Origin of the sequence: Streptomyces malaysiensis subsp. samsunensis, from assembly GCF_024519315.1 — a bacterium.
GTDB lineage: Bacteria > Actinomycetota > Actinomycetes > Streptomycetales > Streptomycetaceae > Streptomyces > Streptomyces malaysiensis.
Map to the genome: position 1 here is coordinate 279,505 of NZ_JANIIC010000004.1, position 25,967 is coordinate 305,471.

Here is a 25,967-nt window from a genome sequence, read left to right on the forward strand (position 1 = left end):
CTCACCGCTCGGCTACGGCGTCGTGCCGCGCGCGCTCGGCCGCGAAACGGTTCTCGGGCCGGGCCAGCCCCAGGTGGTCGCGGAGCGTATGGCCCTCGTATTCGGTACGGAACAGCCCACGGCGCTGGAGCTCGGGCACCACCAGGTCGACGAAGGCGTCGAGACCGTCGGGCGTATGCGGCGGGAAGATCATGAACCCGTCCGCCGCCCGCTTGTCGAACCACTCCTCGAGCACATCCGCGATCCCGGTCGGCGACCCGACGATCTCCTTGAACCAACCCCGGCGCTGGAACGAGGAGTTGACCTCGCGGAGTGTGATGTCGTCCTTGCCCCACAGCTCCCGGGCCTCTGCCACGATGAGCGTGCCCTCCTCGGACGCCGCGGTGAGATCGGCGACATCGCCGAGCACGGCGTCCGGGTCCGCCCCCGCCAGGTCGAGTCCCAGCGCGCCGGAGAGCTTCCCCAGGTCGACGGTTCGGTGCGCCAGGCCGTGCAGCCGGGCGTAGAGTTCGTGCGCCTCCTGGCTGGTCGGCGCCGTGTAGACCGCGATACCGGGGATGACCAACTGCTCCTCGGGCGAACGGCCGACCGCGGCGAGCCGGCTCTTGAGGTCGCTGTAGTACTCGATCGCACCGGCCAGCCCGAGTACCGAGGAGTTGGTGAACCTCAGATCGGAGTAGCGCGCGCCCAGTTCCCGAGAGCGTTCCGAGGCGCCCGCGTTGATGAGGGGTATCTGCCCCTGAACCGGCCGCTCGACGTTCAGCGGCCCGGTGACGGAGAAGAACTCGCCCTTGTAGTCGATGCGGTGGACCCGGTTCTCGTCCACGAACCGGCCGGTCTCCGTGTCGGAGATCCGTGCGTCGTCCTCCCAGCTGTCCCACAGCCGCTGGAGCACCTCGATGAACTCCGTGGCCCAGTCATAGCGGCGCGTGTTGTCCCAGTGCTCGTTGCGGCCGAAGTTGCGGGCGGCCTCCTCGTTCTTGCCCGTGACGACGTTCAGCCCGATCCGGCCACCACTGAGGTGGTCGATCGTCGCGAGCGCCCGAGCCACGTTGTAGGGCTCGGCGTAGGTGGTGTTGACGGTCGTGATGAGCCCGATCCGTTCGGTCACCGCGGCCACGTTGGCGGCGAACGTCAGTGCCTCGGGGCGCAGTACCTCGTTGGGCGCCGCGTACTGCGAGGCGGTGAGGCCCACGACCCGGTCGCCGATGAAGAAGAAGTCGAACTTGCCGCGCTCCGCGGTGCGCGCCGCGGCCTGGAGGAGCCGCGGGTTGGAGTTGCCGTCCGGCGCCGAGCCCGGCAGACGCCAGGCACCGGGGAGGAAACCGGTCGGCCAGATGGTGAAGCCCAGATGCATACGTCGTCTTGTCGTAGCCATGGACGATCGCCTTTCCGAGGGTGAGCACATATCGCATATGTCGGGAGAGCGTGCGACACCGCACGACCCCGACATGTCTCATGTGGAACCGAGAACGGAGCTGAAGTGGGGGAGAGAGCGAAGCAAACGGACGGCACCCGGAGGCGTCACGGTGTGCGGGACCGCCGGAGGGGGATGCGCGTGGCCGGTGCCGACGGGGGTGCTGAGCCGAGGCGCTGGACCGGGCCGCTGGACCGAAGCGGCCCGACGGACCCGAGCCGCGATGGACCCGAGCGTGACGCGATGACCGCGCGCACCGGGGAAGGCCCGGTCAACAGAGGCTGGAGCTGATGTCCATCTGGTCGACGTAACGACGGGCCACGCCGTGCAATACGCACCGGGTCAGGGCCGCGTCGGTCGTCACGGAGACGGGGACCGACGCCATGACGCGCCGCCCGTCCACTGTGCCGACTCCCATGGCTTCCCCTGTCGTGCTGACATGCTCAGGCGATTACGTATACGTAGCGTATACACTAGTTGCGCGTGTTCGCAAGGGGGCATCGAGGGAGATGGTGATGGGTGCGTACAGGCGGCCGATGAAGCGGAACCCCCTGCGGCGCGAGCCATAGGAATCCCCCTCCTTCAGAAGGGGGAGGAAGTCAAGAACTTAGGGAGTGCACATGGCCGATGCGGGATCGCGGGTCAGCGGGGGGCGAGCCGCCTCCGGCAGTCCGAGCGACGCGCACTACAACCGCATCAAGGACGACCTCGTCCGGGGTTCGTACCCACCTGGCACCGTCCTGCTGGAGACGGTGCTCGGCGAGCGCTACGGGGTCTCGCGCACTCCCGTACGCGAGGCGCTGGGCAGGCTCGCACAGGACGGGTTCATCGACCGCGGCTCACGCGGTTTCGTGGTGCGGAGGCGCAGCCCCGAGGAGATCCTGGCGATCTACGAAGCGCGGATCTCACTGGAGTCGACGGCCGCCGGGCTCGCCGCGGAGCGGCGCACTCCGTTCGACCTGTCCCGGCTCGATCATCTGGCTGAACAGCGCCGCAGCGCACCGGAGTCGGCGGACCGAGCGACCCTGACGGCGATGAACGAGGACTGGCACCGGGCGTTGCGCGCCGCCGCCCGCAACGACATCGTCTCCGGCTTCCTCGACCGGCTCGACAGTCTCCTGGCCATCTACCGGCCCGCGACCGCGACCCCTGTCGACGCCGACCGGACCGTCGTCGAACACGACGCGATCCTGGACGCGGTGCACGCAAGCGACGGGGCTCGCGCGCAGGAGACGATGACAACTCACCTCACACGCATGAGGGACCTGCGGATCCAGGGCCTCGCCAGAGAACTGAGCTAGGGACCGTCTGTCCCGTGGTCATGTGACGGGGCCTTGGGGCCGGATGGGTGCCGTGCGGTGCGGGCATGCGCACCCGGCGTCGATGTTCCCGTACAGGACCTGATCGTCTAGTGGAGGCGGGCCAGCACATGGGCGTCGAGGAAGCCCCGCTCGGAGGCCGGATCGTGGAGCAGCCGGGCGAACGGGACGAGCCCGGCCCCGGCCAGCAACTCGGCGAACCGGTCCACCGGCCAGCTATAGGCGGGTGTCACCTTGTGGTCGAAGCGGACCGGTTCCGGCCCCTCGGTCGCGAAGAACGAGGCCAGGAGCAGGCCCCCTGGTGCCAGGACACGTACCTGCTCCGCGAGCAGCGCGGGCAATTCCCCGGGCGGGGTGTGGATCATCGAATAGTGGGCCAGCACCCCGCCGAGCGCGCCGTCCCCGACCGGCAGGGCCTCCATCCGCGCCTCGTCGAACCGCAGCGCCGGATGGGCCCGCCGGGCGTGGTCGACCATGGCCGGGGAGAGGTCGAGCCCGAAGGCGTCCAGCCCCAGCTCGTGCAGCATGGCCGTCAGATGTCCGGGCCCGCACCCGACATCGGCCGCCCGCGGGTTCCCCGTCCCGCGCACCAGCTCGGCGAAGGTGCCGATCATGTTCCGCGAGAACGGATGTGTCTCCAGCCGATCAGCGAACAGCGACGCGTACAGCTCGACGACCCCGTCGTAGGCCGCCCTGGTCTCGTCATGGTGCTCCATCACGGGAAAGGAAGGTAGCAGCCGCGTACGGCCGCGGCTCCTTCGGCCCTGTGCCGCCCCACCCCTCAGGGCCGACTTCCGGTCACATGATCACGGGACGGGCCCCAGGAGCGGGCAGCACCTCGGGCAGGGGGATCGGTTACCCACCCCCACCAGCCCGGACACATGCGAACAACCGGGTGGACACCATGGGGCCCGGTCATCCGAACACCGCGTCGTGGAACGCGATTTCCGCCTCCAGCATGCCGGTGAACCAGCGGGTCAGCTGCTCCTGGGGGAGGGTGTCCGGCAGGGCGTCTACCTCCGCCGCGAGAGCCCGCACCCCGTCCCGGAACGCCTGGTCGGCGTGGAGCGCCACCCAGGCCCGTATCGCGCCGTCGGGGACGGCGCCGCGCTCGTGTGCCCGGGTGCACCAGGTGAGATAGAGGCTCTCCGCGGCGAACAGCATGGTCATGACCGCCGGGTAGCCGCCTTCCCGCGCCGCGTCGAGTGCGTACCGCGACAGCACCTCGGCCCGCCGGGCGGCGTCCGGCCGGGCGGGGACGGGCCAGGCGGCGCGGGCGTCGCGGAAGTAGTCCGCCTGGGTGGTGGTCAGCGCGTGGACCGCACGGGCGTTGCGCTCCAGCGCCGTCCGGTCCGGGGCGCCCCATACGGCCAGTCCGTGCAGCCGGGTGGCCGTCTCCACGAACGCGGCCTCGATCTCCAGGTAGTCGGCGTAGTCGGTGTCGCTGATCGTGCCGGCCGTGACCTCGGTGACGAAGCGCATGCGCAGCGCCTGTTCCATGACCGGAGCGGCGGCCTTCAGGAGCCGCTCGGACCGGCTCAACGGGAGAGCCATTCGACGAGGCCGCCGAAGACCCGGGCGTAGCCGTCCCACTGCTCGCAGAACGCCGCGGGCGCCCAGTGCGGGGAGCAGTCGGAGGTGAAGACGGCCGACCGCCCCGCGCCGTACTCGGCCACCGCCACCAGGGGGTCGCCGCCCAGGGTGGCCAGGACCTCGGTGCCCGGACGTGGCCGGACGCGGTTGTAGCCGAGCAGCGGCGGCCATTCGCCGGTCACCCCGCCGAGTGCGGGATGGCCGGTACCGATGGCCGACGGGCGGCCACCCGCGGGGAGTTCGACGCGGTCGTCCTCGGGCAGCAGCTCGACCGGCAGCACCTCGTGCAGCGCGGTGTTGCGGTAGGCGGCCTTGCCCTCGAAACCGGTGAAGGAGAGATAGCCGCCGACCATCAGCAGCCCGCCGCCGTCGCCGACCCATCCGCGCAGTGCGTCGATCCGGTCGGTCCCCGGCGTGCCCCGCTCGAACACCTCGGGGGAGAGCTGGAGGGAGTTCGCCCCGATGTCGGAGAGGATGACGACGTCGTAGCGGGCGAGCGCCTCGGCATCGCCCGGGAACTGCGCGGGTACCAGATGCGCGGGCAGGTGCGTGACCTCGTGCCCGCGGCCCTCCAGCGCCCGGCGCAACGGCTCGACGCCGGTCACATAGGCACTGGTGGTGAACGAGTCGACCCCCTTGATGTGTGTGGACTGGGAGATCCAGCTCTCACCGGCTATCAGGACGCGGCTCACAGGGTGCTCCTTCGTGACGGGGATGGGGTGGAACGCCGGGACGGTGGTCAGGGCGTCAGGGCGCGGCGGCGTGCTCGAACAGCCGGGCCGGGTTGGTGTGCAGCAGGCCCTCGGCGGTCCGCCGGGGCACGCCGTGCTCGACGAGCCGGGCGAGGAACAGCTCCGGCACATAGCGGAAGCCGTTGCCGCCGTAGGCGGTGAGCATGCTCTTGAGGAACACGTCGTGGCTGAGCAGCAGCCGGTCGCCGTGTCCGCGGGCGATGAGCCCGGCGATCGCGTACGCGGTTTCGTGGGGTGCCGGGGACTGCCCCTCGCCCGGGTAGCGGAACGGCATGCCGATCATGTCGAATTCGAGCCAGACGCCACGCTCGGCCACCGACCGCTGATAGTCCGGGTCGGCGTGCGAGGGGTCCATATGGCACAGCACCACGGCGGCCGGCGCCACCCCGTACTCACCCAGCACCAGGTCGAGAACCTCATGGGCGCGGCGCTGCCAGCCGGGCAGATGGACGTAGAGCGGGACACCGGTCTCGCGCTGGGTGCGCGCGGCGGCGCGCAGCGCGGTGTGCTCGCCCTCGGTGAACCGCGGGGAGACCCCGATCTCGCCGATGACGCCCGGCCGGATCCCGGTGCCGTCGGCGCCCTCGGCGAACTCGGCCAGCAACGCGGCGGCGAGGCCGCGCTCGTCCGCCGGGGACAGCGGCCGGGGGTGGTAGGGCTCCAGGTACCAGCCGCTGCCCATGACCACACGTACGCCGCTGTCCTCGGAGAACGCGCGCAGCGCCGCCGGGTCCCGGCCCAGCCCGCCCGGGGTGACATCGACGATCGTGCCGCCCCCGGCGGCCGCGAACGCACGCAGGTCGGCCAGCACCCCTTCGGTGTCGTCGAGCACACAGTGGTCGAGGCAGGCGTAGGGCTGTTCGCGCAGCAGCCAGGCCAGTTCGGGTGTGGTGCGGGCATCGCGCAGATGACCGAGCCGGGGGTCGGCCGGGGTGGTGACGGCCTTGCGGACGTCGTTGCGCAGATGCTCATGGGTGAGGGTGAGGCCGAGCCCGGTGCTGGGCACGGGCCCGGTCACCGTGGTCACGGTGCGGGGGGCGGGGCCGCTCATGAGCGACCCGTCAGATGGGCGAACACATCGGCCATCGCCCGCCCGCGCAGGTTGATCCAGATCGCGGCGAGCAGCACCAGCCCGGTGACGATGGGGGTGAGGAACGGGCTCACCCCGAGCAGGTTGAGACCGTTGGCGATGACTCCGGTGATGAGGGCGCCGATGACGGTGCCGAGCACGGTGCCGCGGCCGCCGAACAGATTGGTGCCGCCGAGCACGACCGCGGCGATCACGGTGAGTTCGAAGCCCTGTCCTGAGTTGGCGGAGCCGGACCCCAGCCTGGCCGCGGTGAGCAGTCCGGCGATACCGGCGGCCACCCCGGTCATCATCAGGGTGATCATCTTGACCCGGGCGGTGTTCACCCCGGCCCGCCGCACGGACTCCTCCTGGGCGCCGATGCCGTTGACGTAGGAGCCGAACGGCAGCTTCGACAGCAGGACCGCTCCGACGGCGACCGTGGCCAGGGCGATCCAGGCCAGCGCGGACAGCCCGAGGAAGGAGGCGTCGCCCAGCTTGGCGACGAAGAGCCGGGCGTCGATGGGGACGGAGAACCCCTTGGTCCACAGCTGTGCCAGACCGCGGACGACCGACATGGTGGCGAGGGTGACGATGAACGGGGGAATCTTCTGATACGCCGACAGCCATCCGTTGACGGCGCCCCAGAAGAGCCCGGCGAGCAGCGCCACGATGATCACCAGGGAGGAGTCCCAGCCGGCCTGGAGCATCTCGGCGGTACAGGTGGCGGTGAACGCGAGGATCGATCCCACGGACAGATCGATCTGGCCGGTGCTGATCACGAAGGTCATGGCGACCGCCACGATCAGCGTGATCGCCACCTGGGTGGCCAGGTTGGCCAGATTGGTGAAGGTCAGGAAGTTGGGGGCGGCGATACCGAAGCCGAGGAAGAGCGCGACGCCCACGCCGAGCATGGCCAGGGTGGCCTTGTTGGCGCGCTGCCAGCGGCCCGGAGGCCGGCCCAGTACGGCGGTGGGGCGCATCGCGGTGTCGGCGCTCATCATCAGGCCACCTCCTCGGTGTCGGGCCCGTTCGTGGCGCCGGATCGGGTGATCATGGCGACGAGCCGTTCGATGTCGAGATCGGAGATCGGGGCGTCCTCGACGCTGCGTCCCTCGTACATCACGGTGATCCGGTCGCAGACCTCGAACAGGTCCTGTAGCCGGTGGGTGATCAGGATGACGCCGACGCCCTGGGCGGCGACGTCGCGGATCATCTTCAGCACCTGCCGGACCTCGGCGACGGCGAGCGCGGCGGTGGGTTCGTCCAGGATCAGCACGCGCGGACGGAAGGACACCGCACGGGCGATCGCCACGGCCTGCCGCTGCCCTCCGGACAGCTCGCCGATCTCCTGGTACGTGGATTTCACCCGGACGTGCAGTTCGGAGAGGGTTTCCGCCGCTCGGGCGTGCATCGTGGCGCGGTCGATCAAGGGGCCTCTGCGCGGTTCACGGCCGAGGAACAGATTGCTGGCCACATCGAGGGTGTCGCACAGGGCGAGGTCCTGGTAGACGATGCCGACCCGTTCGCGGCGGGCGTCGGCGGGACTGGTGAAGCGGACGTCCCGGCCGTCGATGGAGATCTGCCCGCCGTCGTGCTGGACCGCACCGGCCAGGACCTTCATCAGGGTCGACTTCCCGGCGCCGTTGTCGCCGACCAGGCCGAGCACCTCGCCAGGGGCCAGGGTCAGGTCGACACCGCGCAGCGAGCGGACGGCGCCGAACGATTTGGTGATTCCTCGCAGGGAGACCAGCGCGTTCTCGCCCATCACTTCTCCAGGTAGTAGAGGTAGTTCTTGACGTTGTCCGGGGTCACCAGCTGGGTGGGAACGGGCACTTGGCGGCGGGCGGTGCGGCCGCAGGCCAGGTCGATCGCGGAATTCATGGCCTCGTAGCCGAACCGGAAGGTGTTCTGCTGGAGCACACCGGTGATCCAGCCGGCCCGCAGCCCGTCCACGGCCTGGCTGGACAGGTCCCATCCGACGACCTTGAGGTCCTTGGTGCGGTGCTGGCTGACCACGGCGGCGGCCAGGCCGATCAGGGCGGGCTCGCCGGTGGCGTAGGCGTACTTCAGGCCGGGGTCGCGGGTGAGCAGGTTCTCGGCGGCGGTCTGGGCGTTCTCCTGGATGTTGCGGCCGTCGACCACGTTCTGGATCTTCATGCCCTTGGCGGTGACGGTGTCGGTGAATCCTTTCTGCCGCTCGTTCTGGATGGTGCTGTTGAGCGCGCCGACGACGCCGATCCCACCGCGGTTGCCGGCGGTCTTCAGCAGGGCCTCGCCGATCCGCCGGCCGCCTTCCGCGTTGCCGACGCCGACCTGGGTGGAGACCGCGGGGTCGTCGATGGTGGCGTCCACGGCGACGACCGGTACGCCCGCCGCCTTGGCCCGGCGGATGGCGGGCTTGATGCCCTCGGTGTCGACCGCGTCCACGATGATGGCGTCGTAGTGGTTGGCCACCAGGTCGTCGATGGCGTTGGCCTGGGTGGCGGAGTCGTCGTTGCCGTTGACGATCTGGGTTTTGACCCCGGCCTTGCGGGCCACGGTCCGGGCGCCGGTGTTGATCTGGTTGAAGAACAGCGCCTGGAGGTTGATGGGCACGATACCGATCTTCGGAGCGTGGCCGCGGACGGTACAGGAGCGGGCGACCTCCGCGGGCGGCGGCGGGCCCTGTTCGGTGGTCTTCTTCTCGGCCGCCATCTCGCGGCGGGCCTGGGTGTCGCAGCCGACGGTCGTCAGCAGCAGGCCCAGCGCGACCACGGCCGTCACTTTCTGGCGCATCTGCTCTCCTTGTCCTACGGGGTACGGGTCGGCTCCGGGATTTCCGGGGTGGGGTGGGCCGCGAGCCAGGATTCGACGGCCCGCCGGTCGGGCAGCCCGTCACGGGCGCCGGGGCGGGTACAGGACAGACCGGCGGCGACGGCGGCGAAGCGCGCCGCCTCCAGCGGGGACCGGCCCCGGTCCAGTTCGGCACAGTATGCGCCGGTGAAGCAGTCTCCGGCCCCGGTGGCGTCGACCGCGTCCACCTCGATCGCCGGACCGTCGTGGCGTTCTCCGGCCGGGGTCAGCAGGGTCCAGCCGCGGGAACCGTCGGTCACGACCAGATGGACGTCATGGCCGGCGGCGGCCCGTGCCAGGGCCGGTTCTCCGCCCAGCAGCGCGACGGCCAGCGGCCGGCCGACGACGGCGTGATCGGCCGCGGACAGCGCGGTGCGCATCGCCTCCGCCCGGTCGCAGCCGTCGAGGTCCACGATCAGGCCCGGTCCGGGTGTCCCGGGCGGGGCGTCGGCGGCGGCCCCGGCCAGCGCGGCGGCGGCCTCGGGGAAGCGGTAGCCGTCGAGGTAGAGCCAGTCCGCCCCGGCCTCGCGCGCGGCCCGTACCGTACGGGTGATGTGCCGGGCGTCCAACTCGTCGTCCTGGCTGATGACGGCACGTTCGCCGTCCGGGGTGAGCAGTACGACGGCGGTGGTGAGGGTGCCGGTGCGGGCGGTCCAGTCGGTGCGGACCCCGTCGGCGGCGAGTGCGGCGAGGAACGCCGTGCTCCCCGGATCCGGTCCGACCACACCGGCGAACCAGGCGTCGGCCCCGGTCCTGGCCGCGGCCGCCGAGGCGTTGGCGGCCATCCCGCCGTGGCCGTGGCGGATGGCGGTCGCCTGCACGCGGTCACCGGGAGCGGGCAGCGCGGGCACACCGACGGTCAGGTCGATGTTGGCGTACCCGCAGAAGACGATCACGGGAGCACCACTCCGGCCTTGGCCGCCGCGGCGGTCAGCTCGCGGACCTTGGCCCGGTCGACCCGGCCCCACCAGCGGCCGTTGTCCTTCACCGAGGACGCGACGATCACCCCGTCGCAGGCGGGCAGCAGGCCGCCGATGTTGCCCGCGGTGATACCGGAGCCGATCACCACCGGCAGGGTGGTGTGGGCGGAGATGCCCTCGACCTCCTCCAGCGAGGCGGCGTCCCCGGTCCGGGAGCCGGTGGCGATCAGCACATCGGCGCCGAAGAACTCGGCGTCCTCGGTCTGCTCGGCCAGGGTGCGGTCGGCGACGATGGCGTGCGAACCGTGCTTGACGTGCACATCGGCGAAGACCTTGACCGGGCCGGCGCCGATCCGGCTGCGATAGCGGCTGGCGTGTGCGGACTGGCCCTCGATGATGCCCTCGTTGGCGACATAGGCATTGGCCCACTGGTTGACCCGGACGAATCCGCCGCCGCCGGACCAGGCGGAGGCGATGGAGCACTCGGCGGCGTTGGACAGCACGCTGACTCCCAGCCTGCCGCCGGCCCCCTCCAGCACGGTGTGCCGCACCCGGTCGGTCACCACGGCCATCGCCGCCGATGTCTCATAACCGTGTTCGCCCGGCTTGAGGAACGGGATGTCCCAGTGGTTCTCCACGATCAGCCCGTGGCAGCCGCCCTCCAGATAGGCCCGCGCCTCCTCGACCGCGAAGGCGCAGATCTCGTCCAGCGGGGAGCCCTCGTAATGCGGGCTGCCGGGCAGCGGCGGCAGGTGCACCACGCCGATGACGACCTTCGGGGCGCCGAACAGCTCCTTGATCGCGTTCGGCCGGGGTGGGAACACCCCGAGGTCGCTCGTCTTCGCGGATGTCGTCATCACGCCACCTCAATGCAATCGATTACAGCTGAGTTGCGGAGGACCGTAGGCAGGGGTCAGGTGTCGTGTCAAGGCTCTATGCTGATTCAACGCGCCAGGTCACATTGGCGTTGGAACCATGTGACGGACATGTTTCCCGGCAGGAAGGTAATCGATTGCAACGGGTTACGATCGCTCAGGTCGCCGAGCGGGCCGGTGTCTCCACCGCCACCGTGTCACGGGTGCTCTCCCGCCGGGGCCAGGTCTCGGCCGCGGTCGAACGCAAGGTCCGCCGCGCCGCCGACGACCTGGGCTACCAGGTCAATGTCATCGCCAGGGCACTGCGCAACAGTCGTACCGACACCGTGGGCATGGTCGTGCCCAGCATCACCAACCCGTTCTTCACCTCCCTGGTGGAGAGCGTGGAACACGCCCTGGGGAAGGAGGGCAAGGAGCTGTTCCTGTGCGACGCGCGCTCCGATCCGCAGATCGAGGCGCGCCGGCTGGCCTCGCTCGCCGCGCGCAACGTCGACGGCATCATCGTCAGCCCGAGCCACGGCGTCGACAGCCGGCCCGCCGTGCAGCAGACCGCGGACCGGCTGCCGCTCGTCCAGCTCGACCGATTCGTCGACGGCACCACCACCGACTGGGTGGGGGTCGACGACGTCGCCGCGATGCGGCAGGTCGTGGACCACCTCCACGACGGTGGGGCGCGGTCGGCGGCCTTCATCGGCTCGCTGATGACCCACTCCTCCACGGAGCAGCGGTTCGCCGGGTTCCGGCGGCGCGCCGAGGAGCTGAACATCGAGGTGAAGCCGGACCAGGTGCTGCTCGGGGACTACAGCGTGGAGTGGGGCGAGGCCGCCGTGGCCCGGCTGATCGCGGAGGGCGGCCTTCCGGACGCCCTCGTATGCGCCGACGACCTGATCGCGCTCGGGGTCACCCGCGCCTGCCGGGCCCACGGCTTCGCGGTGCCCCGGCAGGTGCAGGTGACCGGCTATGACGACATCGAGTTCTCCCGGCTGACCGAACCGGCCCTGACCACGGTCCATCAGCCCCGCGACCGGATCGCCGCGGAGGCGGTACGGCTGCTGGCCGCGGCGGGGGCCAAGGACGCCGAGCGCGGCCCGCACGCGCACATCTCACTCGTGCCGACCCTGGTGGTGCGCGACAGCACCCGGGCCGCGCAAGCGCCCCCGGACCGCATATGACGGCGGCTCACCACAACTCCAGGAGGACCCCGATGGACGACGCGGACGCATGGCGCGGTGCGACGGACCTCGCGCGGCGGCTGGTGCGGATGGACACCCGGGGCGGCCGGGAGGCACCGGCCGCCGCACTGGTGGCGGACCGGCTGGACGGTGCGGGGTTCGACGTCAGGGTCGAGGAGCCGATACCCGGCCGGGCCAACGTCCTCGCCAGGTTCGGGCCCGCGGTGCCACGGGTGCCGGTCACCTTCACCGGACACCTGGACACCGTGCCCGCCGACCCGTCGGGCTGGTCGTTCGACCCGATGAGCGGGGAACTGCGCGACGGCCGGCTGCTCGGCCGCGGCAGCAGCGATATGAAAGCGGGCGTGGCCTGCCAGGTCGAGGCGGCGATGCGGGCCGCCCGGGAAAGCCCGCGGGACACCGCCGTACAGCTGATCTTCACCTTCGGCGAGGAGACCGGCTGCCATGGGGCAGAGGAGATCGACGCGGCGTCGCTCACCCCCACCGACCTGCTCATCGTGGCCGAGCCGACCGGCAACCGGACCGTCCTCGGCCACAAGGGCGTGCTGTGGCTCGCCGCCACGGCCCGTGGGGTCTCCGCGCACGGTTCCCGCCCGGAACTGGGCCGCAACGCGATCGCCGCGCTCGCCGCCGCGGCGAGCAGGATCCACGGACACCGTGACTGGCCGGTGAGCCCGACCCACGGCCCGGCCACGGTCAACATCGGCACGTTCCACGCGGGCGAGCAGCCCAACCTGGTGCCGGACCACGCCGAGATGCGGCTGGACGTGCGCACCGTTCCCGGCTTCGGACGGGACGAGGCGATCACGGAGATCGCCCGGCTGTGCGGCGACGGCATCGGCCTCGAACCGCTGCTGGACCTGCCCGGCGTCGCCACCGACCCGTCGGCCGCCGCGGCCGCGCGGGAGCTCCTGGCCCCCGGCTCCTCGGCCCGCCCGGCCGAGTACGCGACCTACTTCACCGACGCCTCGGTGCTGACCGCCCGGCTCGGCGATCCGGCGGTGGTGGTGTACGGACCGGGCGACCCGGACCAGGCCCATGTCACCGATGAATCCTGCTCGTTGGCCGCCATCACCGAGTCCGCGGAGGCGATGCACCGGCTGCTGCGGCGCCTGTAGGCCGATCCGGGGCCCACGCACTGGTCATCGCTCGCGCCGAAGCGACACTCGCCCTACTTCGCCGGGAAGAGCCGCAGCTTCGCGGTGTCTCCCACGATGGTGAGAACGGCGATCGACAGCTCGTTGACGGTGGAGGGCCCGCCCTGGTCGGGTCGCTGCCCCAGCAGGTTGGAGGTGAATCCGCTCGCGTCGACCGAGCTCAGGTCCACGCCCTCGGGACCGACGGCGCTCACCGTGAACGGTCCCGCCCGAAGGGCGGCGGCGCCCGGGATCTCGGTGCCCTTCGTCACGACGACCGTGCAACTGCCGTCCGCACACGCCCGCAGCTCGGCCGGTGTTGACGGTTTCAACGGTTTCACCGCGGTCGGCGACGGCGATGAGGAGGGCTTCGCGGGCGTTGGCGAGGCAGACGACGGGTCGGCCGAACGCGAGGGCGCGGCCGACGCGGGCGCCCCGGTGTCGTCGCCCGAGTCGGAGCCGCAGCCGGTCAGCGCGGCGGCGAGGGCCAAGAGGGCGCAGACGGTCCCCGCCACGCCGCGCGCCGCGGACAGCCTGCCCCTGCGGCGGCGGGCCGATGATTCCGATGTGGTCATGGGACCGTTCTACGCGTCGGTTCTCGGGAGGGGTCCCGAGCGCCCGTCCCCTCGCAGGCCGCCTGCTGGTCCGCTGTCGCGTGCGCTCCGCCCTCTGCACGGCTCCGGGTGCCGCGCAGGTCAAGGTTGCCGTACGCCGTCACCGAGCATCAATCGACCACCGCATGTGGCATCGGCCGGTCGTCAGGAACGTGGTGCTCGGACGAAAGGCACACGACGGTCGCGCGGATCGACGTCGGCCGTCACGCCCGTGCAGGTCATGGCCTGTGTTATGGTGCCGCGCCGGTAATCCTCGACTGCGACGACCAGGGTGATCCCGTGGCGACGCTCTCGCTGTTGACCGGGGACGACCTGGCTGCCACGTGACACGTGGTGAACCTCTGCTCGGAACGGGCGCTGAGGATCGAGGACGACGGCCGCCACACCCCCGATCGTTGAGACGCCCCGTCAGCCACGACGGGCTCGCGTCAGCAGCCACCAGCGGACCCGCCCGCCGAGGGACCGGGATCCGTGCGGGACCCCCTTACCCGACCTCGGAGGTACCACAGCGATGACGCCGACCGACCCCACCGCTCAGAGCTCCGAAGCGCTGGCCCCGCCACCCGGGTGTCCCGCACATCGAAGCGGCGAGCTCCCACACGGCGGGGAGCATGTGAGCCCTCTCGCCGTGCCCCTGGGCGGCCCGCGCTTCTATAACGAACCCAACCTCCTCTACCAGGAGATGCGCCGCGAGCACGGTGCGGTCGCCCCCATCGTCCTCGAGGGCGGCGTCCCGGCGTGGCTGGTTCTCGGCTACCGCGAACTGCACCAGGTCGCCGCCGACCCCGTGCTCTTCACCCGCGACTCCGAGATCTGGAACCAGTGGGACCGCGTCCCCGAAGACTGGCCGCTGGCCCCGTTGATCGGCCGCGGGCAGCCGTCCATCCTGTACACGACCGGTGCGCGGCATCGCATACGGGCGGCGATGATCAGCGACGCGCTGGAGTCGGTCGATCCCTTCGAGATCCGGCAGCACGCCGAGCGACTGGCCGACGAACTGATCGACGACTTCTGCGCCGAGGGCGGCGCGGACGTCATCGCCCGGTACGCGATGCCCTTCCCGGTGCGTGTCCTGGCGAAGATCTACGGCTTCCCCGACGAGCAGGGGCCCGGACTGGCCGCGGCGGCCATCGATCTGTCCGACGGCGGCGACCTGGCCCAGGCGGCCCAGGCCCACCTCGCCGGAGCCACGGCGGCCCTGATGGCCGAGCGGAGGGCGGGGGACGGCCCCCGGGACGTCGCCGCCCAACTGGTCGGCAACACCCTCGGCTTCACAGAGGAGGAGGTCCTCCACGACCTGATCGTGCTGGTCATCGCGGGCCACACGCTGACCGCGGACTGGATCGGCAACTCGCTGCGGCTGATGTTCACCGACGAACGGTTCGTCATGTCCCTGGCCGGCGGGCGCAAGAGTGTCTCGGAGGCCATGAACGAGGTGCTCTGGGAGGACACCCCCGCCCAGAACGGCGTCGGCCGGTGGGCGTCTCGTGACACCACGCTCGGCAATCGCCGGATCAAGGCGGGCGACATGGTGTGCCTCGGACTCGCGGCCGCCAACAAGGATCCGCGGATACGCCCCGACGGTTCGAGGCTGACCGGCGGCAACAACGCGTTCCTCTCGTTCGGGCACGGGGAGCACCGCTGCCCGGTCGCGGCGCAGGAGATCGCGGAGACCATCGCCCGTACGGCCATCGAGGTGCTGCTCGACCGGCTGCCCGACATCGACCTCGCCATTCCGGCCGAAGAACTCACCCGCCGTCCTTCCCCTTGGGCACGAGGCATGACGACACTGCCGGTGCGTTTCACCCCGACGCCGACGGTGAGCGAGCGGGTCGGCTGACCCCGCTCTCATCCCGCGACGGCGCGACGATGCCTACGGCGGAGCGGAGAGCCGGACCGGGCCGTGTCGGACGCGGTTGTACGCGGGTTCGGTGATGACGTCGATGGTGCGGGACAGCATGCTCGAATCGGCCGGGCCGACTAGCAGTCGGTTGTCGGCCGCGCAATCCATGTGACGCCGACGGTGGCGAATCCGCTTGTGGTGCCCGGGGCCATGGTGACGGGCCACGCCCGACTCTACGGTTCCGGTCACGTCCGGCGTTTCCGGTGCGCGGCGGCGCGTCGGCGGCCTCAGCAACACCGGGAGCGCCTCAACCGAAGGAGCACTTCCATGTCAGTCCCCCCACGCCGCGCACTCCTGCGGAGTCGATGGAGCCGCATCGCGGCCCGGCTACTCGCCGTCGCCGCCCTCGTGTTCGGAGCCGCTCTCGCCGGGCCCGCGCCCGTCGCGAGCGCCGCGGTCCCCCTCACGAAGGTGACCAACTTCGGCTCCAATCCCGGGGCGTTGAACATGTACGTGTACAAGCCGGCGTCGCTGCCCGCGAACGCGCCCGTGGTCGTCGCGCTCCACGGGTGCACCCAGAGCGCCCAGGTCTACGCCGACAATTCAGGGCTGCCCGAGCTCGCGGACCGCGACAAGTTCGTCCTGGTGCTCGCGGAGACCACCTCGTCGAACAACCTCACCAAGTGCTTCAACTGGTTCCAGGCCGGCGACAATCGGCGCGACCAGGGCGAGGCCCTGTCGATCCGGCAGATGGCCGGCCACGCCGTCTCGGCCTACGGCGGGGACTCCAAGCGGGTCTACATCACCGGACTGTCCGCCGGCGGTGCCATGACCTCGGTCATGCTCGCCACCTACCCCGATGTCTTCTCCGCCGGTGCGGTCGTCGCGGGCCTGCCCTACAACTGCACGAAGGTCTACAGCCCTTACCTGTGCATGAACCCCGGGCTCGACCTCAGCCCGAGTGAGTGGGCCCAGCGGGTGCGCGAGGCGTACCCGTCGTACGGGGGACCCTGGCCGCGCACCGCCATCTGGTACGGCGACCGGGACACGACGGTCGTGCCGCGCAACGCCACCGAACTGCGCGACCAGTGGACGGCGGTACACGGGCTGTCCCAGACGCCCACCCGTACCTTCAGCATCGGTCCCAACGCCACCCAGCACGACGAGTACGTGACATCCGACGGCACGGTGGCCGTCGAGGTCAACAAGGTCCCCGGCATCAACCACGGCACCCCGGTCGACCCCGGCACCGGCGCCGAACAATGCGGCAGCACCGGCGCCCCGTACTTCCTGGACTCGATCTGCTCCAGCTACTGGATCACCAAGTTCTTCGGTCTCGGCGGCTAGGGGCACTGTCGCCGACCGCGGCCGCTCCGGCTCGCACACCCGCGGCTTTCGTACTCGGGGAGGTGAAACGGCCCGCCATGGTGTGCGGCACCCCTGTCCGGGGCGCCGCCATGGCGGGCCCGCACATGTCCCACGCGGTGACCGTGCCCCTAGCCTCCGGCTCGTCCCCCACTCGACTCGGAGGAGAATCGGATGTTCCCACCCCGCACGGCCTCCGCCCCACCCCGCGGACGGCTTGGACGGCGTGTCGCCCTCGGAATACGGTCGCTCGTGGGCGCATGTTCGCTCGTCGTCGCATCGGCCGTGGCGGTGCCTGCGGCCGATGCCACGGCGGTGCCCGCGATCGGTGCGGAGGGGACACCGGGCGGCCGTTGCACCGGACACGCCCTGCCGCACGTACCCGGCGCGGCCCACCAACAGGCCGACTGCCTGGACGAGTTGACCACAGCCGGTACGGTGGCCTCGGGCCACACCGATCCGGCCGACTTCGCGGGCCTCACCCCCGAGGATCTGCCCACACCGAGTGGCGTTCCCGGAATCCAGATCGACGGCTACTTCCCGGACACATCGACCACCAACACCAACCACGGCTGGAACCACGACGCACAGTTCGTCATCCGGCTGCCCGACCGCTGGAACGGCGGTCTGGTGGTGTCCGGTACACCGGCCAACCGCGAGCAGTACGCCAACGACCGCGCCATCTCCGACTGGGTGCTCTCCCGCGGCTATGCCTTCGCCGCCACCGACAAGGGCAACACCGGCCCCACCTTCTACCGCGACGGCCGCGGGCCCGGTGACGCCATCGCCGAGTGGAACACGCGCGTCACCCAGCTCACGCGCGCCGCCGGATCCGTCGTCACCCAGCGGTACCACCGACCCCCCGTCCGCACCCTCGCCACCGGCATGTCCAACGGCGGCTACCTGGTGCGCTGGCAGCTGGAGAACCACCCCGAGCTGTACGACGGGGGAGTGGACTGGGAGGGCACCCTGTGGCGCTCCGACGGCCCCAACCCGCTCACCTTCCTGCCGCCCGCGCTGCGCGCATACCCGGCGTACGCCGCCGGCGGGGCCGGAGCCCAGGACGCCTGGAAGGCCATGCGCAAGGCCGGCTACCCGGCGGGCTCGGAGTTTCTGTGGCCGTACCACCACGAGGTGTACTGGGACCTGACACAGCGCATCTACCGCGAGGAAGCCGACCCGGACTTCGACGGAGCGACCGAGGCGGGAACCCCCTACTGCGCCCCCGGCACCCCCGGCTGTGACGCCGACTACGACTACGCCACCCGGCCGCCCGCGGTCCACCGCGCCGTCGACCGCATCGCACTCACCGGACGCATCGGCAGACCGCTGATCACCCTGCACGGCACGCTCGACGCGTTGCTGCCCATCAGCAAGGACTCGGATGTCTACGCCCGCATGGTGCACCAGGCCGGTCGGGGCGCGCTGCTGCGCTACTACCGTATCGAGGACGGCACCCATGTCGACTCCCTCGTCGACGCCTACCCCGACAAGCTCCGCCCGCTGGTCCCCTGCCACCGCTCCGCCTTCGAGGCACTGGAACAGTGGCTGACCGGAAAGGCCCGGCCCCCGGTGGACCACACCGTCCAGCGCCCGGCCGACGCGGATCCCGCGACACTGCTCACGAGCTGCCCCCTGGACTAGCGAAATCGCCGGCCACGTAGCCCCCCGGACCCGTGGAGGAGCCCCCGCTCACCGCCTTCCGCCTGATCCAGGGCTTCGCCCCGGGCGGCGAGTGGGGCGCCGCGGTGGGTCCACGACGGGTTTCGGCCGACGAGCGGGTGCCGGGCACCGGACGTGGGCCGGCGGTGGTGGCGAAAGGACGCCCCGGCCCCTCCGCGAACAGGCCGAGGGCGAGGCGCGGTGCGGCGGTGGCCGTCAGCCGAACCAGGTGGCCTGGAGCACCACGATGCGCTCGCCGCGTACGTCGGTGAGATACATGAGCATGAGCTGACCCCGGGCCTCGGTGCGCAGCCCGGGGCTGGCACCGGTGTACGAGGCGCCTTCGAGGAAGACCATGGATTCCCGCACGGCGATCTCCTGTGCCAGCTGCTCAGCCTCGGCGCGTGCCCCGGGCGGCAGCTCATCGAGAAGATCGTCCGGGTCGGTTTCCCAGTGCCAGTCAGCCACCAGCGACCTCTCGGTGCGCAGCCCGTACGATTTCCCCTGCCTCGCGGATGGCGCGGGCCCGCACGTCGGGATCGTCGCTGTCCATGGCGGCCTCGGCGGCGTGCAGCCGTTCGGCTGTCCGGGGATGCCGCTCGATCTCCACGATCACCCCCCACTGGCGGTAGAACATCCGGATCGGCACGACACTGTCCTCCTCGCCCGCCCGGATGAATGCCTTCTGCATGTCTTCGAAGAACTCCGGCAGGCGTGAAGGCGTCACTACGGCCACGGCCTGGCGCAATGCGGGAAGCGTGAGGGCAGGCATGGGGATCAGCGGACCGTCGTTCTCTGTACGTGGCACTGTCATGGTCAGCCCCTTCCCCTCGCCCCGTGCGGGTCCCGCGTCAGCCTATCGCTCATCCATATCGCCAGCCGCTGCATTCGCTCCTCGTCACCCGGTCCACACGCTCTGGAGTTCCGATGACCGACCGGGTGAGCCGCCTAGAGGGACTCGAACCGCGCAGCGGAGCCACATGAAGGGGTGGCCGGGAGTGGACCTGGACCCGCCGGTTCCGCTGCCTCTAGCCTTGGCGGCGACCTGACGTCCCATCACGTGGCCTGAGCGGAGCCATCGTCGTGCCCTGTCGCGCCGCTTCGTGCCGTGCGCCGTGGGTGCGTACGGCCGGTGACCGCCGCCGCCCCGCCCAGGAAGCGCTTCGTCATGACGACCACCCCCTCCACGGCCCCCGACATCCTCTCCCCGGAGTTCGCGGCCGACCCGTACCCCGCCTACCGGATCATGCGCGAGGACTTTCCGCTGATCCACCACCACACGACCGATGGCTACATCGTCTCCCGCTACGAGGACGTCGCCCGCGCCTTCAAGGACCCGGTGTTCACCAGCCACAACTACGACTGGCAGATCGAGCCGGTGCACGGCAGGACCATTCTCCAGATGGACGGGCGTGAGCACTCCGTGCGCCGCGCGCTGGTGGCGCCCGCCTTCCGGGGGAGGGAGTTACGGGAGAAGTTCCTGCCCGTCATCGAGCGCAACTCCCGGGAACTCATCGACGCCTTCCGGGACGCGCCGGAAGCCGATCTGGTGGGACAGTACGCGACCCGCTTTCCGATCAACGTGATCGTCGACATGCTCGGGCTGGACCGGGCGGACCACGGCCGGTTCCACGTCTGGTACACCTCGATGATCGACTTCCTGGGCAATCTGAGCCAGGACCCCGAGGTCGCGGCGGCGGGGCTGCGCACCCGGGACGAACTCGCCGCATACATGATCCCGATCATCCAGGACCGGCGCGCGCATCCGGGTGACGATCTGCTCTCCGTCCTGTGCACCGCCGAGATCGACGGCACGCGCATGAGCGACGAGGACATCAAGGCGTTCGTCAGCCTGCTGCTCGCGGCGGGCGGTGAGACGACCGACAAGGCCATCGCCAGTATCTTCCGCAATCTGCTGGCCCATCCCGAGCAGCTGGCGGCCGTGCGCGAGGACCGTACGCTCATTCCGGCGGCCTTCGCCGAGACGCTGCGCTTCACGCCTCCGGTGCACATGATCTTCCGTCAGCCACGTGAGGACGTGGAGGTGAGCGGTGGCACGATTCCGGCGGGTGCCACGGTCACCTGTCTGATCGGGGCGGCCAACCGTGATGAGAGCCGTTACGCCGACCCCGACACGTTCAACATCTTCCGTGCGGATCTGACGACCGCCAGCGCCTTCTCGGCCGCCGCGGACCACCTGGCGTTCGCGCTCGGGCGGCACTTCTGTGTGGGGGCGCTGCTGGCGAAGACCGAGGTCGAGGTGGGGGTCAACCACCTGCTGGACGCCTTCCCGGCGATGGCCTTCGCCGATGGTGAGGTCCCCGCCGAGGCAGGGGTGTTCACCCGGGGCCCCGGCTCGCTGCGGGTGCGTCTCGCCCAGGGAGCGTAGGGGTGACGCACCGTCGGCCGCCTCTCTTGAGGCGATCGGCAGAATTTACGCGATGTTTCCCGGGTGGATAAAGCCGGTGCGCTGTCGGAACGACAGGTGGCCGACCGTCATGTCCGGGGGTGGCGTCCGGCGTCGGCGGCGGAAAGCGGTACGGCGGAATAGGGGTAAATCGGATACCCCTCCCGGGGTTCGTTCCCTTATTGCTTTCCGTTGATCAATACATTACCGATCAGCCCCAACGGAGCGGGCAAGACGACGACGGTGCGGGTGCTGGCCACTTTGCTGGAAGCCGACGAGGGCCGCGCCAGCGTCGCCGGATACGACGTACGCGCCCAGCCGCGCGAGGTGCGCCGCAGGATCGGCCTCACCGGTCAGTACGCGGCCCTCGATGAAAGGCTCACCGGCCGGGAGAACCTCCAGCTCATCGGGGTCCTCCACCGTCTGGGCCGGCGCGGGGCGAAGGCTCGCGCCGAGGCCCTGCTCGACCGGCTCGACCTGGGGCAGGTCGCCGAACGCCCGGTCAAGACGTACTCCGGTGGCACCCGCAGACGGCCGCCGTACGGCGGCCCTCGCTCGACGATGTGTTCCTCGCCCTCACCGGCGGCACCACCGGCGAAGAAGGGTAGGGCGTGGCCGCCATGAAACTCGTCAGCGACGTCTCCGCGCTGTTCGGCCGCCATATGCGGCATCTGGCCCGCATTCCGGAGAAGCTCCTCAGCGTGACGCTGATGCCGGTCGCGTACGTGGTCGTCTTCGGCGTGCTGTTCGGCAGCGCGATCTCGGTCCCGGGCAGCGATTACCGCTCGTATCTGATGGCCGGCATCTTCACCCGGATGATGCTCACCAATGTGGGCAATACCGCGCTGGGCGTCGCCGGAGACCTCGGCAACGGAGTGGTCGACCGCTTCCGTGCCCACCCTCGTCCTGGCCGGACACGGCGACGCCTCGCTGTCCGAGGACCGCGCGGCGGCCCTGGCCGCCGCCATGCCCGCGGCGACCGTCCGCAGACGCCCCGGCTTCAGCCACTTCTGCCATGCGGAGCAGCCCGGGGACGTCGGCGCGGATATCGCCGGCTTCCTGGACGGCCTCACCGCCCTCCCGGCGACCACCCCCCTCGCCACGACCCTTCTCACCACAGAGGAATGACCATGACGGAGCTGCTGGACGGCACCCTCACCACCTCCGTGGGCAGGCCCCGCTACGAGGGCGCCAACATCCGCACCTGGACCGGCTTCAAGCACTTCATGTATCTGACGGAGGAGGTGGTCCTCCAGTACTTCCGCGAGCGCGGGGTGGGCGCGGAGACGCTCCACCACATCTACGGCCTCGGCCTGGAGATCGTCGACACTCGGTCAGCCTGCCCGCGACGCTCGGCATCGACGACGAGGTGACCGCCGTCGTGGAGCCGGGCAAGCCCAAGCCCGGCCACGGCGCCCCGTTCAAGGTCCGGCTGACCGTCGAGCGGGGCGGCGCGACCGTCACCGTTCTCACCGGCAGGTTCCGGGTCGCCCTGGTCACCCATGGCCCGGACACCACCCGTGCCGTGCTCGACGGCATTCAGGGCCCCGACTTCCCGGTCCAGGTCAGACATGGCTCCGCGCTGCCGGACGACATCATCGCCGCCCTCGTCGCGGCCGGGCTTGACGCCACCGAGGGCGGGCCCGTCTCGTACTGCCTGCCCTACAGCCGGGTGCCGCTGCGCGAGGCCACCGTGAGCTGGGCACGCTCCTGCGAGCGGTTCGCGGAGCTGCGGGACCGGGGCGTCGAGCCCCATCTGGAGAGCTTCGGCGGGTGCATGATGGGCCAGATGTGCCCGCCCGGACTGCTCATCGTCGCCGTGCTCGAAGGGCTCTTCTTCCACCGGCACGGGCTGCGCAGCATCTCGCTCAGCTACGCCCAGCAGACCGACATCCGGCAGGACGAGGAGGCGGTGGCCGCGCTGCGGTCGCTGGCCACCGCGTTCCTGCCGGACGACACCGACTGGCACATCGTGGTGTACGCGTACATGGGCAAGTATCCGCGTACCCATGGCGGTGCCCTGCTCGTGCTGCGCGCGGCCGCCGAACTCGCCGTCCGCACGGGCGCCACCCGGCTCATCGTCAAGACACCGGCCGAGTCGTACCGCATCCCCACCATCGAGGAGAACGTCGAGGCGCTGGAGTTCGCGGGCGCCGCCGCGGCGGCCGTAGCCACCAGGGCACCCCCGGACCCGGCTCCGGCCCCGGCCCCGGACACCGGTATCGCCGCGGAGGCACGGCAGCTCATCGAGGCCGTACTCGACCTCCACCCGGACATCGGTCAGGCCCTGGTGCGCGCCTTCGCCAAGGGCTATCTCGATGTGCCGTACTGCCTGCACTCCGACAACCACGGACGCTCCCGCGGCTATATCGACGGGGCGGGGCGGCTGCGCTGGGCAACCGTCGGCTCGATGCCCATCCGGGGTATCACCGGCGGGGCACGCGAACACACCGTCGGCAGCTGGGAGTTGCCGTCGGCGCTGTCGTACGTGGAACGGACACACGATCTGCTGGCCCTGCGGAGCCAGGACACGAGGACAAGCGATGAACTGGACGCTGGAACGACTGCTGCCGACCTTCGACAAGCGTGAACACCACAGCCGCCGGATCGACGCCCCGCCGGAGCGGGTCTGGCACGAACTCATGGACCTGCGGGTCGGCGAACTCGCCGTGACCCTCGGCCTGATGCGGGTGCGCGGTGGCCCCAAGACCTGGGTCAACGGCGTTGACACCGGCGCCCACCAGGGCATGGACCTACGGGTCCTGGAGTCGATGGCCCCCCGGGAGATGGCCGCGGACCCGCCCCGGGAGGTGGTGCTCGGCGATATCGCCCGCTACACCGCGCTGCGCCCCGTACGCCCGGACCTCTCGCTCTACATCCCCTTGGCGGACCAGCCCGGCTACACCTACCTGGAGGAGATCAAGGCGCTGGTCAACCACCGCGACGACCTCGACTGGCTCTGCGATTGGAGCCCCTCGGCGATGATCGGGGACCCCGACGACTTCGTCGCCCGCATCAGGAAGCTCGAGGCCATGGGGCTCGACGAGGTGCTCCTGCGCATCGACGGCGTCGGCCACGAGAACATCAAGCGGTCGCTCGAGCTCATCGGCCACGAGGTGATCCCGGTCGTGGACCCCGCGTTCGCGGAGCCGGTCCGGTGAGCGCCCGAGGTCCGAAGCCGGCGGCTGTGGAGGCCGCCGCCTCGGCCGCCGAAAGCTCCCCGGCCGCCGGAAGCTCCTCGGCCGGCCCCGCTTCCCTGGACCTGCTGGACGACCTGGTCAGGCGTTGTGCGGCGCTCGAAGACCCCGCGGAGCAGGGCGAAGCGATGAACCGGACGGACTACCTGCTCCTGGTCCTGGCCACGATCCTCCTGCCCGCCGCCCTCGTCCTTCTCGGGAGTTCGCTGTGACCATCGAGCAACTTGAACCCGGGGGTCCGGTCGGCGGACAGCACACGGAGGAGCTCGCGGTCGAGAACGGCTGGCCGCAGCCGCGTTCGGAGCGGCGCTGGGGCGCCTTCACCGTATTCAGTACCTCGATCGCGACGGCCATCGCCACCTGGTGCTTCATCATCGGTGGATTTGTCTCGTACTACCTGACCGCGGTTCCGGGCACGCTGGCGATCGTCGCCGGGTCTTTGATCGGCATGTTCTTCATCGTCCTGGCCCTGCTGCCGGTGTGCACCAAGTACGGCATCGACTCGGTGACCTGTTCGCGACCGCAGTTCGGCGTGCGAGGCTCACTGCTCTCGGTCCTGATCATTTTCGGAACCACACTCGGCTGGAATCTCATCCTCTTCATCTTCATGGGGAGAGCGACGACCTCCATCCTGCGCGGATTCGGCATCGCCGTCCCCGGCTGGACCACGGGTGCGGCAGGCGTGCTCGGCATACTCGCGGTGCTGTCGGTGCTGTCGGTGCTGCGGGCCGGCCCGCACAAGCTGCGCGACCTGGGACCGCCCATCGCGGCCCTCACCCTCGTGTTCGGCCTCATCGTGATGTTCTTGCTGGTGCGTCGCATCGGGATCTCGGCGCTTTTGTCGGCGCCGGCGGTCGCGCCCTCAGCGGACCCCCACACCAACTGGGCCAGCGGCCTGGAGGTGCTGATCGCATCCAACCTGTCCTGGTGGGCGTATACCGGCGGCATCGTCCGCAACTCGCCCAGCTCGCGGACGTCGCTGTGGTCGATCGTGGTCGGCCTGGGGCTCGGCGTCGGTGCCGGTTCGCTGGCGGGGTTCTACGCGGGCTTGGTGATCCCCGGCTCCGGAGGCGACCCCACCCAGTTCCTGATCCGGGTCGGCGGTCCCGCCATCGGGATCCTCCTGCTGCTCTTCATCATCATCGCTGATCTCGGCACGGCGATGCCGGCACCCCACACGCGTTGCAGTGCGGTGGTGAGCACTGCCTCCCCGGATCGAGCACGCCGGCAACTTCGTGCCCGACTACGCCGAACTCACCGATGCCTGGCGGGCCGCCGGCATCGTACCCGTGCCACAGCCGGTGTTCATCCAGAACTTCGCGGAGTTCCTGCCCACGTACGTCGGGGAGTACGCGAGGGAGCGCCAGTTCCCCTTCCGCCGCCTGCTCGCCGACGGCTGGCCCATCTCGGGTTCGTCGGACGTCTGGGTCGGTTCGGAGCAGCAACAGACCCAGCCCTTCTTCAGCATTGCCTGCTGCGTGAACCGTCGGTCGTTCCACGGCCACGCCATCGCACCCACAGAGGCGATCGGGGTGCTCGACGCACTGCGCATGCACACCCTCGGCGGCGCGACGGCACTGGGCGAGCAGGACTCACGCGGATCCCTCGAGCCGGGCAAGCTGGCCGACCTGATCGTCCTTGACCGTGACCCGCGCGAGGTCGCCGATGCCGAGATCGCCGGGATCGCCGTCGACGAGGTCCTGCTCTCGGGCGCATCGGTCCACGTCCGGGACGGAATCGCCCCGATGACGGGCCAAGAGTGGAGGTGAAGCG

The 25,967-nt window shown here is 70.6% G+C and carries 26 protein-coding genes and 3 pseudogenes; 15 read left to right on the top strand and 14 right to left on the bottom strand.

Annotated features, from left to right (window positions below; translation table 11 throughout):
• Nucleotide 1: 1 nt before the first annotated feature.
• Both NQU54_RS05635 and NQU54_RS05640 read right to left on the bottom strand, forming a co-directional pair.
• The gene (locus NQU54_RS05635) at nt 2-1,378 is read right to left on the bottom strand and encodes an NtaA/DmoA family FMN-dependent monooxygenase (protein WP_257630049.1); all 1,377 of its coding nucleotides are present in this window, start codon (nt 1,376-1,378) and stop codon (nt 2-4) included.
• Between the two features lie 310 nt (nt 1,379-1,688).
• Nucleotides 1,689-1,835 (bottom strand): hypothetical protein, encoded by a 147-nt coding sequence (locus NQU54_RS05640; RefSeq protein WP_159398840.1) that lies wholly within the window; start codon nt 1,833-1,835, stop codon nt 1,689-1,691.
• A 202-nt stretch (nt 1,836-2,037) separates the two neighbouring features.
• Here NQU54_RS05640 and NQU54_RS05645 point away from each other — a divergent pair, with 202 nt between their 5' ends.
• Nucleotides 2,038-2,718 carry a GntR family transcriptional regulator gene (locus NQU54_RS05645; protein WP_099016442.1) on the top strand — a complete coding sequence of 227 codons (681 nt, stop codon included), beginning with the start codon at nt 2,038-2,040 and terminating at the stop codon, nt 2,716-2,718.
• 107 nt (nt 2,719-2,825) lie between these two features.
• Here the strand turns inward: NQU54_RS05645 and NQU54_RS05650 are convergent, their stop codons facing one another.
• The 9 genes from NQU54_RS05650 to NQU54_RS05690 all read right to left on the bottom strand — a co-directional run bounded on the left by NQU54_RS05650 (nt 2,826) and on the right by NQU54_RS05690 (nt 10,759).
• Nucleotides 2,826-3,455 carry a class I SAM-dependent methyltransferase gene (locus NQU54_RS05650; RefSeq protein WP_257630050.1) on the bottom strand — a complete coding sequence of 210 codons (630 nt, stop codon included), beginning with the start codon at nt 3,453-3,455 and terminating at the stop codon, nt 2,826-2,828.
• A 196-nt stretch (nt 3,456-3,651) separates the two neighbouring features.
• Nucleotides 3,652-4,290 (bottom strand): TenA family protein, encoded by a 639-nt coding sequence (locus NQU54_RS05655; RefSeq protein ID WP_257630051.1) that lies wholly within the window; start codon nt 4,288-4,290, stop codon nt 3,652-3,654.
• A complete protein-coding gene (locus NQU54_RS05660; protein ID WP_257630052.1) occupies nt 4,275-5,021 on the bottom strand; it encodes a glutamine amidotransferase in 747 nt (248 codons plus the stop codon). The genes NQU54_RS05655 and NQU54_RS05660 overlap by 16 nt, the downstream gene beginning before the upstream one ends.
• Before the next feature lie 55 nt (nt 5,022-5,076).
• On the bottom strand, nt 5,077-6,132 hold the full coding sequence (locus tag NQU54_RS05665) for a phosphotriesterase family protein (protein ID WP_257630053.1): 1,056 nt from the start codon (nt 6,130-6,132) through the stop codon (nt 5,077-5,079).
• The gene (locus tag NQU54_RS05670; protein WP_257630054.1) at nt 6,129-7,148 is read right to left on the bottom strand and encodes an ABC transporter permease; all 1,020 of its coding nucleotides are present in this window, start codon (nt 7,146-7,148) and stop codon (nt 6,129-6,131) included. Before NQU54_RS05670 ends, NQU54_RS05665 begins: the two co-directional genes overlap by 4 nt.
• 2 nt (nt 7,149-7,150) lie before the next feature.
• Nucleotides 7,151-7,915: an ATP-binding cassette domain-containing protein gene (locus tag NQU54_RS05675; RefSeq protein ID WP_257630055.1), complete on the bottom strand. Its 765-nt coding sequence runs from the start codon at nt 7,913-7,915 to the stop codon at nt 7,151-7,153.
• Nucleotides 7,915-8,925 carry a substrate-binding domain-containing protein gene (locus tag NQU54_RS05680; RefSeq protein ID WP_069868170.1) on the bottom strand — a complete coding sequence of 337 codons (1,011 nt, stop codon included), beginning with the start codon at nt 8,923-8,925 and terminating at the stop codon, nt 7,915-7,917. The genes NQU54_RS05675 and NQU54_RS05680 overlap by 1 nt, the downstream gene beginning before the upstream one ends.
• A 14-nt stretch (nt 8,926-8,939) precedes the next feature.
• On the bottom strand, nt 8,940-9,878 hold the full coding sequence (locus NQU54_RS05685) for a carbohydrate kinase family protein (protein ID WP_257630056.1): 939 nt from the start codon (nt 9,876-9,878) through the stop codon (nt 8,940-8,942).
• Nucleotides 9,875-10,759 (bottom strand): BtpA/SgcQ family protein, encoded by an 885-nt coding sequence (locus NQU54_RS05690; RefSeq protein WP_257630057.1) that lies wholly within the window; start codon nt 10,757-10,759, stop codon nt 9,875-9,877. The genes NQU54_RS05685 and NQU54_RS05690 overlap by 4 nt, the downstream gene beginning before the upstream one ends.
• A gap of 155 nt (nt 10,760-10,914) precedes the next feature.
• On the opposite strand from NQU54_RS05690, the gene NQU54_RS05695 reads away from it, so the two are divergent.
• Both NQU54_RS05695 and NQU54_RS05700 read left to right on the top strand, forming a co-directional pair.
• Complete coding sequence (locus NQU54_RS05695; RefSeq protein ID WP_257630058.1) at nt 10,915-11,949, top strand: LacI family DNA-binding transcriptional regulator; 1,035 nt, start codon at nt 10,915-10,917, stop codon at nt 11,947-11,949.
• 32 nt (nt 11,950-11,981) lie between these two features.
• On the top strand, nt 11,982-13,088 hold the full coding sequence (locus NQU54_RS05700) for a M20 family metallopeptidase (RefSeq protein ID WP_257630059.1): 1,107 nt from the start codon (nt 11,982-11,984) through the stop codon (nt 13,086-13,088).
• Nucleotides 13,089-13,141: 53 nt separating this feature from the next.
• Here NQU54_RS05700 and NQU54_RS05705 read toward each other — a convergent pair whose 3' ends face one another.
• Nucleotides 13,142-13,681 carry a hypothetical protein gene (locus tag NQU54_RS05705; protein WP_257630060.1) on the bottom strand — a complete coding sequence of 180 codons (540 nt, stop codon included), beginning with the start codon at nt 13,679-13,681 and terminating at the stop codon, nt 13,142-13,144.
• A 550-nt stretch (nt 13,682-14,231) separates the two neighbouring features.
• On the opposite strand from NQU54_RS05705, the gene NQU54_RS05710 reads away from it, so the two are divergent.
• The 3 genes and pseudogenes from NQU54_RS05710 (at nt 14,232) to NQU54_RS05720 (ending at nt 18,572) form a co-directional block, all read left to right on the top strand.
• A complete protein-coding gene (locus NQU54_RS05710) occupies nt 14,232-15,560 on the top strand; it encodes a cytochrome P450 (RefSeq protein ID WP_306278372.1) in 1,329 nt (442 codons plus the stop codon).
• 330 nt (nt 15,561-15,890) lie between these two features.
• Nucleotides 15,891-16,907, top strand: a pseudogene (locus tag NQU54_RS05715) (extracellular catalytic domain type 1 short-chain-length polyhydroxyalkanoate depolymerase); the annotation flags it as partial.
• Between the two features lie 195 nt (nt 16,908-17,102).
• The gene (locus NQU54_RS05720; RefSeq protein WP_257630062.1) at nt 17,103-18,572 is read left to right on the top strand and encodes a 3-hydroxybutyrate oligomer hydrolase family protein; all 1,470 of its coding nucleotides are present in this window, start codon (nt 17,103-17,105) and stop codon (nt 18,570-18,572) included.
• A 234-nt stretch (nt 18,573-18,806) separates the two neighbouring features.
• Here the strand turns inward: NQU54_RS05720 and NQU54_RS05725 are convergent, their stop codons facing one another.
• Together NQU54_RS05725 and NQU54_RS05730 are read right to left on the bottom strand one after the other, a co-directional pair.
• On the bottom strand, nt 18,807-19,058 hold the full coding sequence (locus tag NQU54_RS05725; RefSeq protein WP_100804839.1) for a hypothetical protein: 252 nt from the start codon (nt 19,056-19,058) through the stop codon (nt 18,807-18,809).
• Nucleotides 19,051-19,362, bottom strand: a complete 312-nt coding sequence (locus NQU54_RS05730) for a hypothetical protein (protein ID WP_257630063.1) — start codon at nt 19,360-19,362, stop codon at nt 19,051-19,053. The genes NQU54_RS05725 and NQU54_RS05730 overlap by 8 nt, the downstream gene beginning before the upstream one ends.
• 396 nt (nt 19,363-19,758) lie before the next feature.
• On the opposite strand from NQU54_RS05730, the gene NQU54_RS05735 reads away from it, so the two are divergent.
• From NQU54_RS05735 to NQU54_RS49990, 9 genes and pseudogenes are all read left to right on the top strand, one after another.
• Nucleotides 19,759-20,979: a cytochrome P450 gene (locus NQU54_RS05735; RefSeq protein WP_257630064.1), complete on the top strand. Its 1,221-nt coding sequence runs from the start codon at nt 19,759-19,761 to the stop codon at nt 20,977-20,979.
• A gap of 228 nt (nt 20,980-21,207) precedes the next feature.
• A pseudogene (locus NQU54_RS05740) lies at nt 21,208-21,535 on the top strand (ATP-binding cassette domain-containing protein); the annotation flags it as partial.
• Between the two features lie 353 nt (nt 21,536-21,888).
• On the top strand, nt 21,889-22,125 hold the full coding sequence (locus NQU54_RS05745) for an alpha/beta fold hydrolase family protein (protein ID WP_257630065.1): 237 nt from the start codon (nt 21,889-21,891) through the stop codon (nt 22,123-22,125).
• Between the two features lie 2 nt (nt 22,126-22,127).
• Nucleotides 22,128-22,370: a hypothetical protein gene (locus NQU54_RS05750; protein WP_257630066.1), complete on the top strand. Its 243-nt coding sequence runs from the start codon at nt 22,128-22,130 to the stop codon at nt 22,368-22,370.
• Nucleotides 22,367-23,587 (top strand): methylaspartate mutase, encoded by a 1,221-nt coding sequence (locus NQU54_RS05755; protein WP_257630067.1) that lies wholly within the window; start codon nt 22,367-22,369, stop codon nt 23,585-23,587. The genes NQU54_RS05750 and NQU54_RS05755 overlap by 4 nt, the downstream gene beginning before the upstream one ends.
• Nucleotides 23,541-24,158: a hypothetical protein gene (locus NQU54_RS05760; protein WP_257630068.1), complete on the top strand. Its 618-nt coding sequence runs from the start codon at nt 23,541-23,543 to the stop codon at nt 24,156-24,158. The genes NQU54_RS05755 and NQU54_RS05760 overlap by 47 nt, the downstream gene beginning before the upstream one ends.
• Nucleotides 24,155-24,406, top strand: a complete 252-nt coding sequence (locus tag NQU54_RS49710; protein WP_257630069.1) for a hypothetical protein — start codon at nt 24,155-24,157, stop codon at nt 24,404-24,406. The genes NQU54_RS05760 and NQU54_RS49710 overlap by 4 nt, the downstream gene beginning before the upstream one ends.
• Nucleotides 24,403-25,353 (top strand): annotated as a pseudogene (locus NQU54_RS05770) (cytosine permease); the annotation flags it as partial. The gene NQU54_RS49710 and the pseudogene NQU54_RS05770, both read left to right, overlap by 4 nt.
• A gap of 142 nt (nt 25,354-25,495) precedes the next feature.
• A complete protein-coding gene (locus NQU54_RS49990; protein ID WP_372505801.1) occupies nt 25,496-25,963 on the top strand; it encodes an amidohydrolase family protein in 468 nt (155 codons plus the stop codon).
• The last annotated feature ends 4 nt before the right edge of the window (nt 25,964-25,967 follow it).

Excerpts from the sequence above, each read along its gene's own strand:
- NQU54_RS05635 (WP_257630049.1), bottom strand. The coding sequence starts at position 1,378 with ATGGCTACGACAAGACGACGTATGCATCTGGGCTTCACCATCTGGCCG.
- NQU54_RS05640 (WP_159398840.1), bottom strand. The coding sequence starts at position 1,835 with ATGGGAGTCGGCACAGTGGACGGGCGGCGCGTCATGGCGTCGGTCCCC.
- NQU54_RS05645 (WP_099016442.1), top strand. The coding sequence starts at position 2,038 with ATGGCCGATGCGGGATCGCGGGTCAGCGGGGGGCGAGCCGCCTCCGGC.
- NQU54_RS05655 (WP_257630051.1), bottom strand. The coding sequence starts at position 4,290 with ATGGCTCTCCCGTTGAGCCGGTCCGAGCGGCTCCTGAAGGCCGCCGCT.
- NQU54_RS05665 (WP_257630053.1), bottom strand. The coding sequence starts at position 6,132 with ATGAGCGGCCCCGCCCCCCGCACCGTGACCACGGTGACCGGGCCCGTG.
- NQU54_RS05670 (WP_257630054.1), bottom strand. The coding sequence starts at position 7,148 with ATGAGCGCCGACACCGCGATGCGCCCCACCGCCGTACTGGGCCGGCCT.
- NQU54_RS05675 (WP_257630055.1), bottom strand. The coding sequence starts at position 7,915 with ATGGGCGAGAACGCGCTGGTCTCCCTGCGAGGAATCACCAAATCGTTC.
- NQU54_RS05680 (WP_069868170.1), bottom strand. The coding sequence starts at position 8,925 with ATGCGCCAGAAAGTGACGGCCGTGGTCGCGCTGGGCCTGCTGCTGACG.
- NQU54_RS05690 (WP_257630057.1), bottom strand. The coding sequence starts at position 10,759 with ATGACGACATCCGCGAAGACGAGCGACCTCGGGGTGTTCCCACCCCGG.
- NQU54_RS05700 (WP_257630059.1), top strand. The coding sequence starts at position 11,982 with ATGGACGACGCGGACGCATGGCGCGGTGCGACGGACCTCGCGCGGCGG.
- NQU54_RS05705 (WP_257630060.1), bottom strand. The coding sequence starts at position 13,681 with ATGACCACATCGGAATCATCGGCCCGCCGCCGCAGGGGCAGGCTGTCC.
- NQU54_RS05710 (WP_306278372.1), top strand. The coding sequence starts at position 14,232 with ATGACGCCGACCGACCCCACCGCTCAGAGCTCCGAAGCGCTGGCCCCG.
- NQU54_RS05720 (WP_257630062.1), top strand. The coding sequence starts at position 17,103 with ATGTTCCCACCCCGCACGGCCTCCGCCCCACCCCGCGGACGGCTTGGA.
- NQU54_RS05730 (WP_257630063.1), bottom strand. The coding sequence starts at position 19,362 with ATGCCTGCCCTCACGCTTCCCGCATTGCGCCAGGCCGTGGCCGTAGTG.
- NQU54_RS05735 (WP_257630064.1), top strand. The coding sequence starts at position 19,759 with ATGACGACCACCCCCTCCACGGCCCCCGACATCCTCTCCCCGGAGTTC.
- NQU54_RS05750 (WP_257630066.1), top strand. The coding sequence starts at position 22,128 with ATGACGGAGCTGCTGGACGGCACCCTCACCACCTCCGTGGGCAGGCCC.
- NQU54_RS05760 (WP_257630068.1), top strand. The coding sequence starts at position 23,541 with ATGAACTGGACGCTGGAACGACTGCTGCCGACCTTCGACAAGCGTGAA.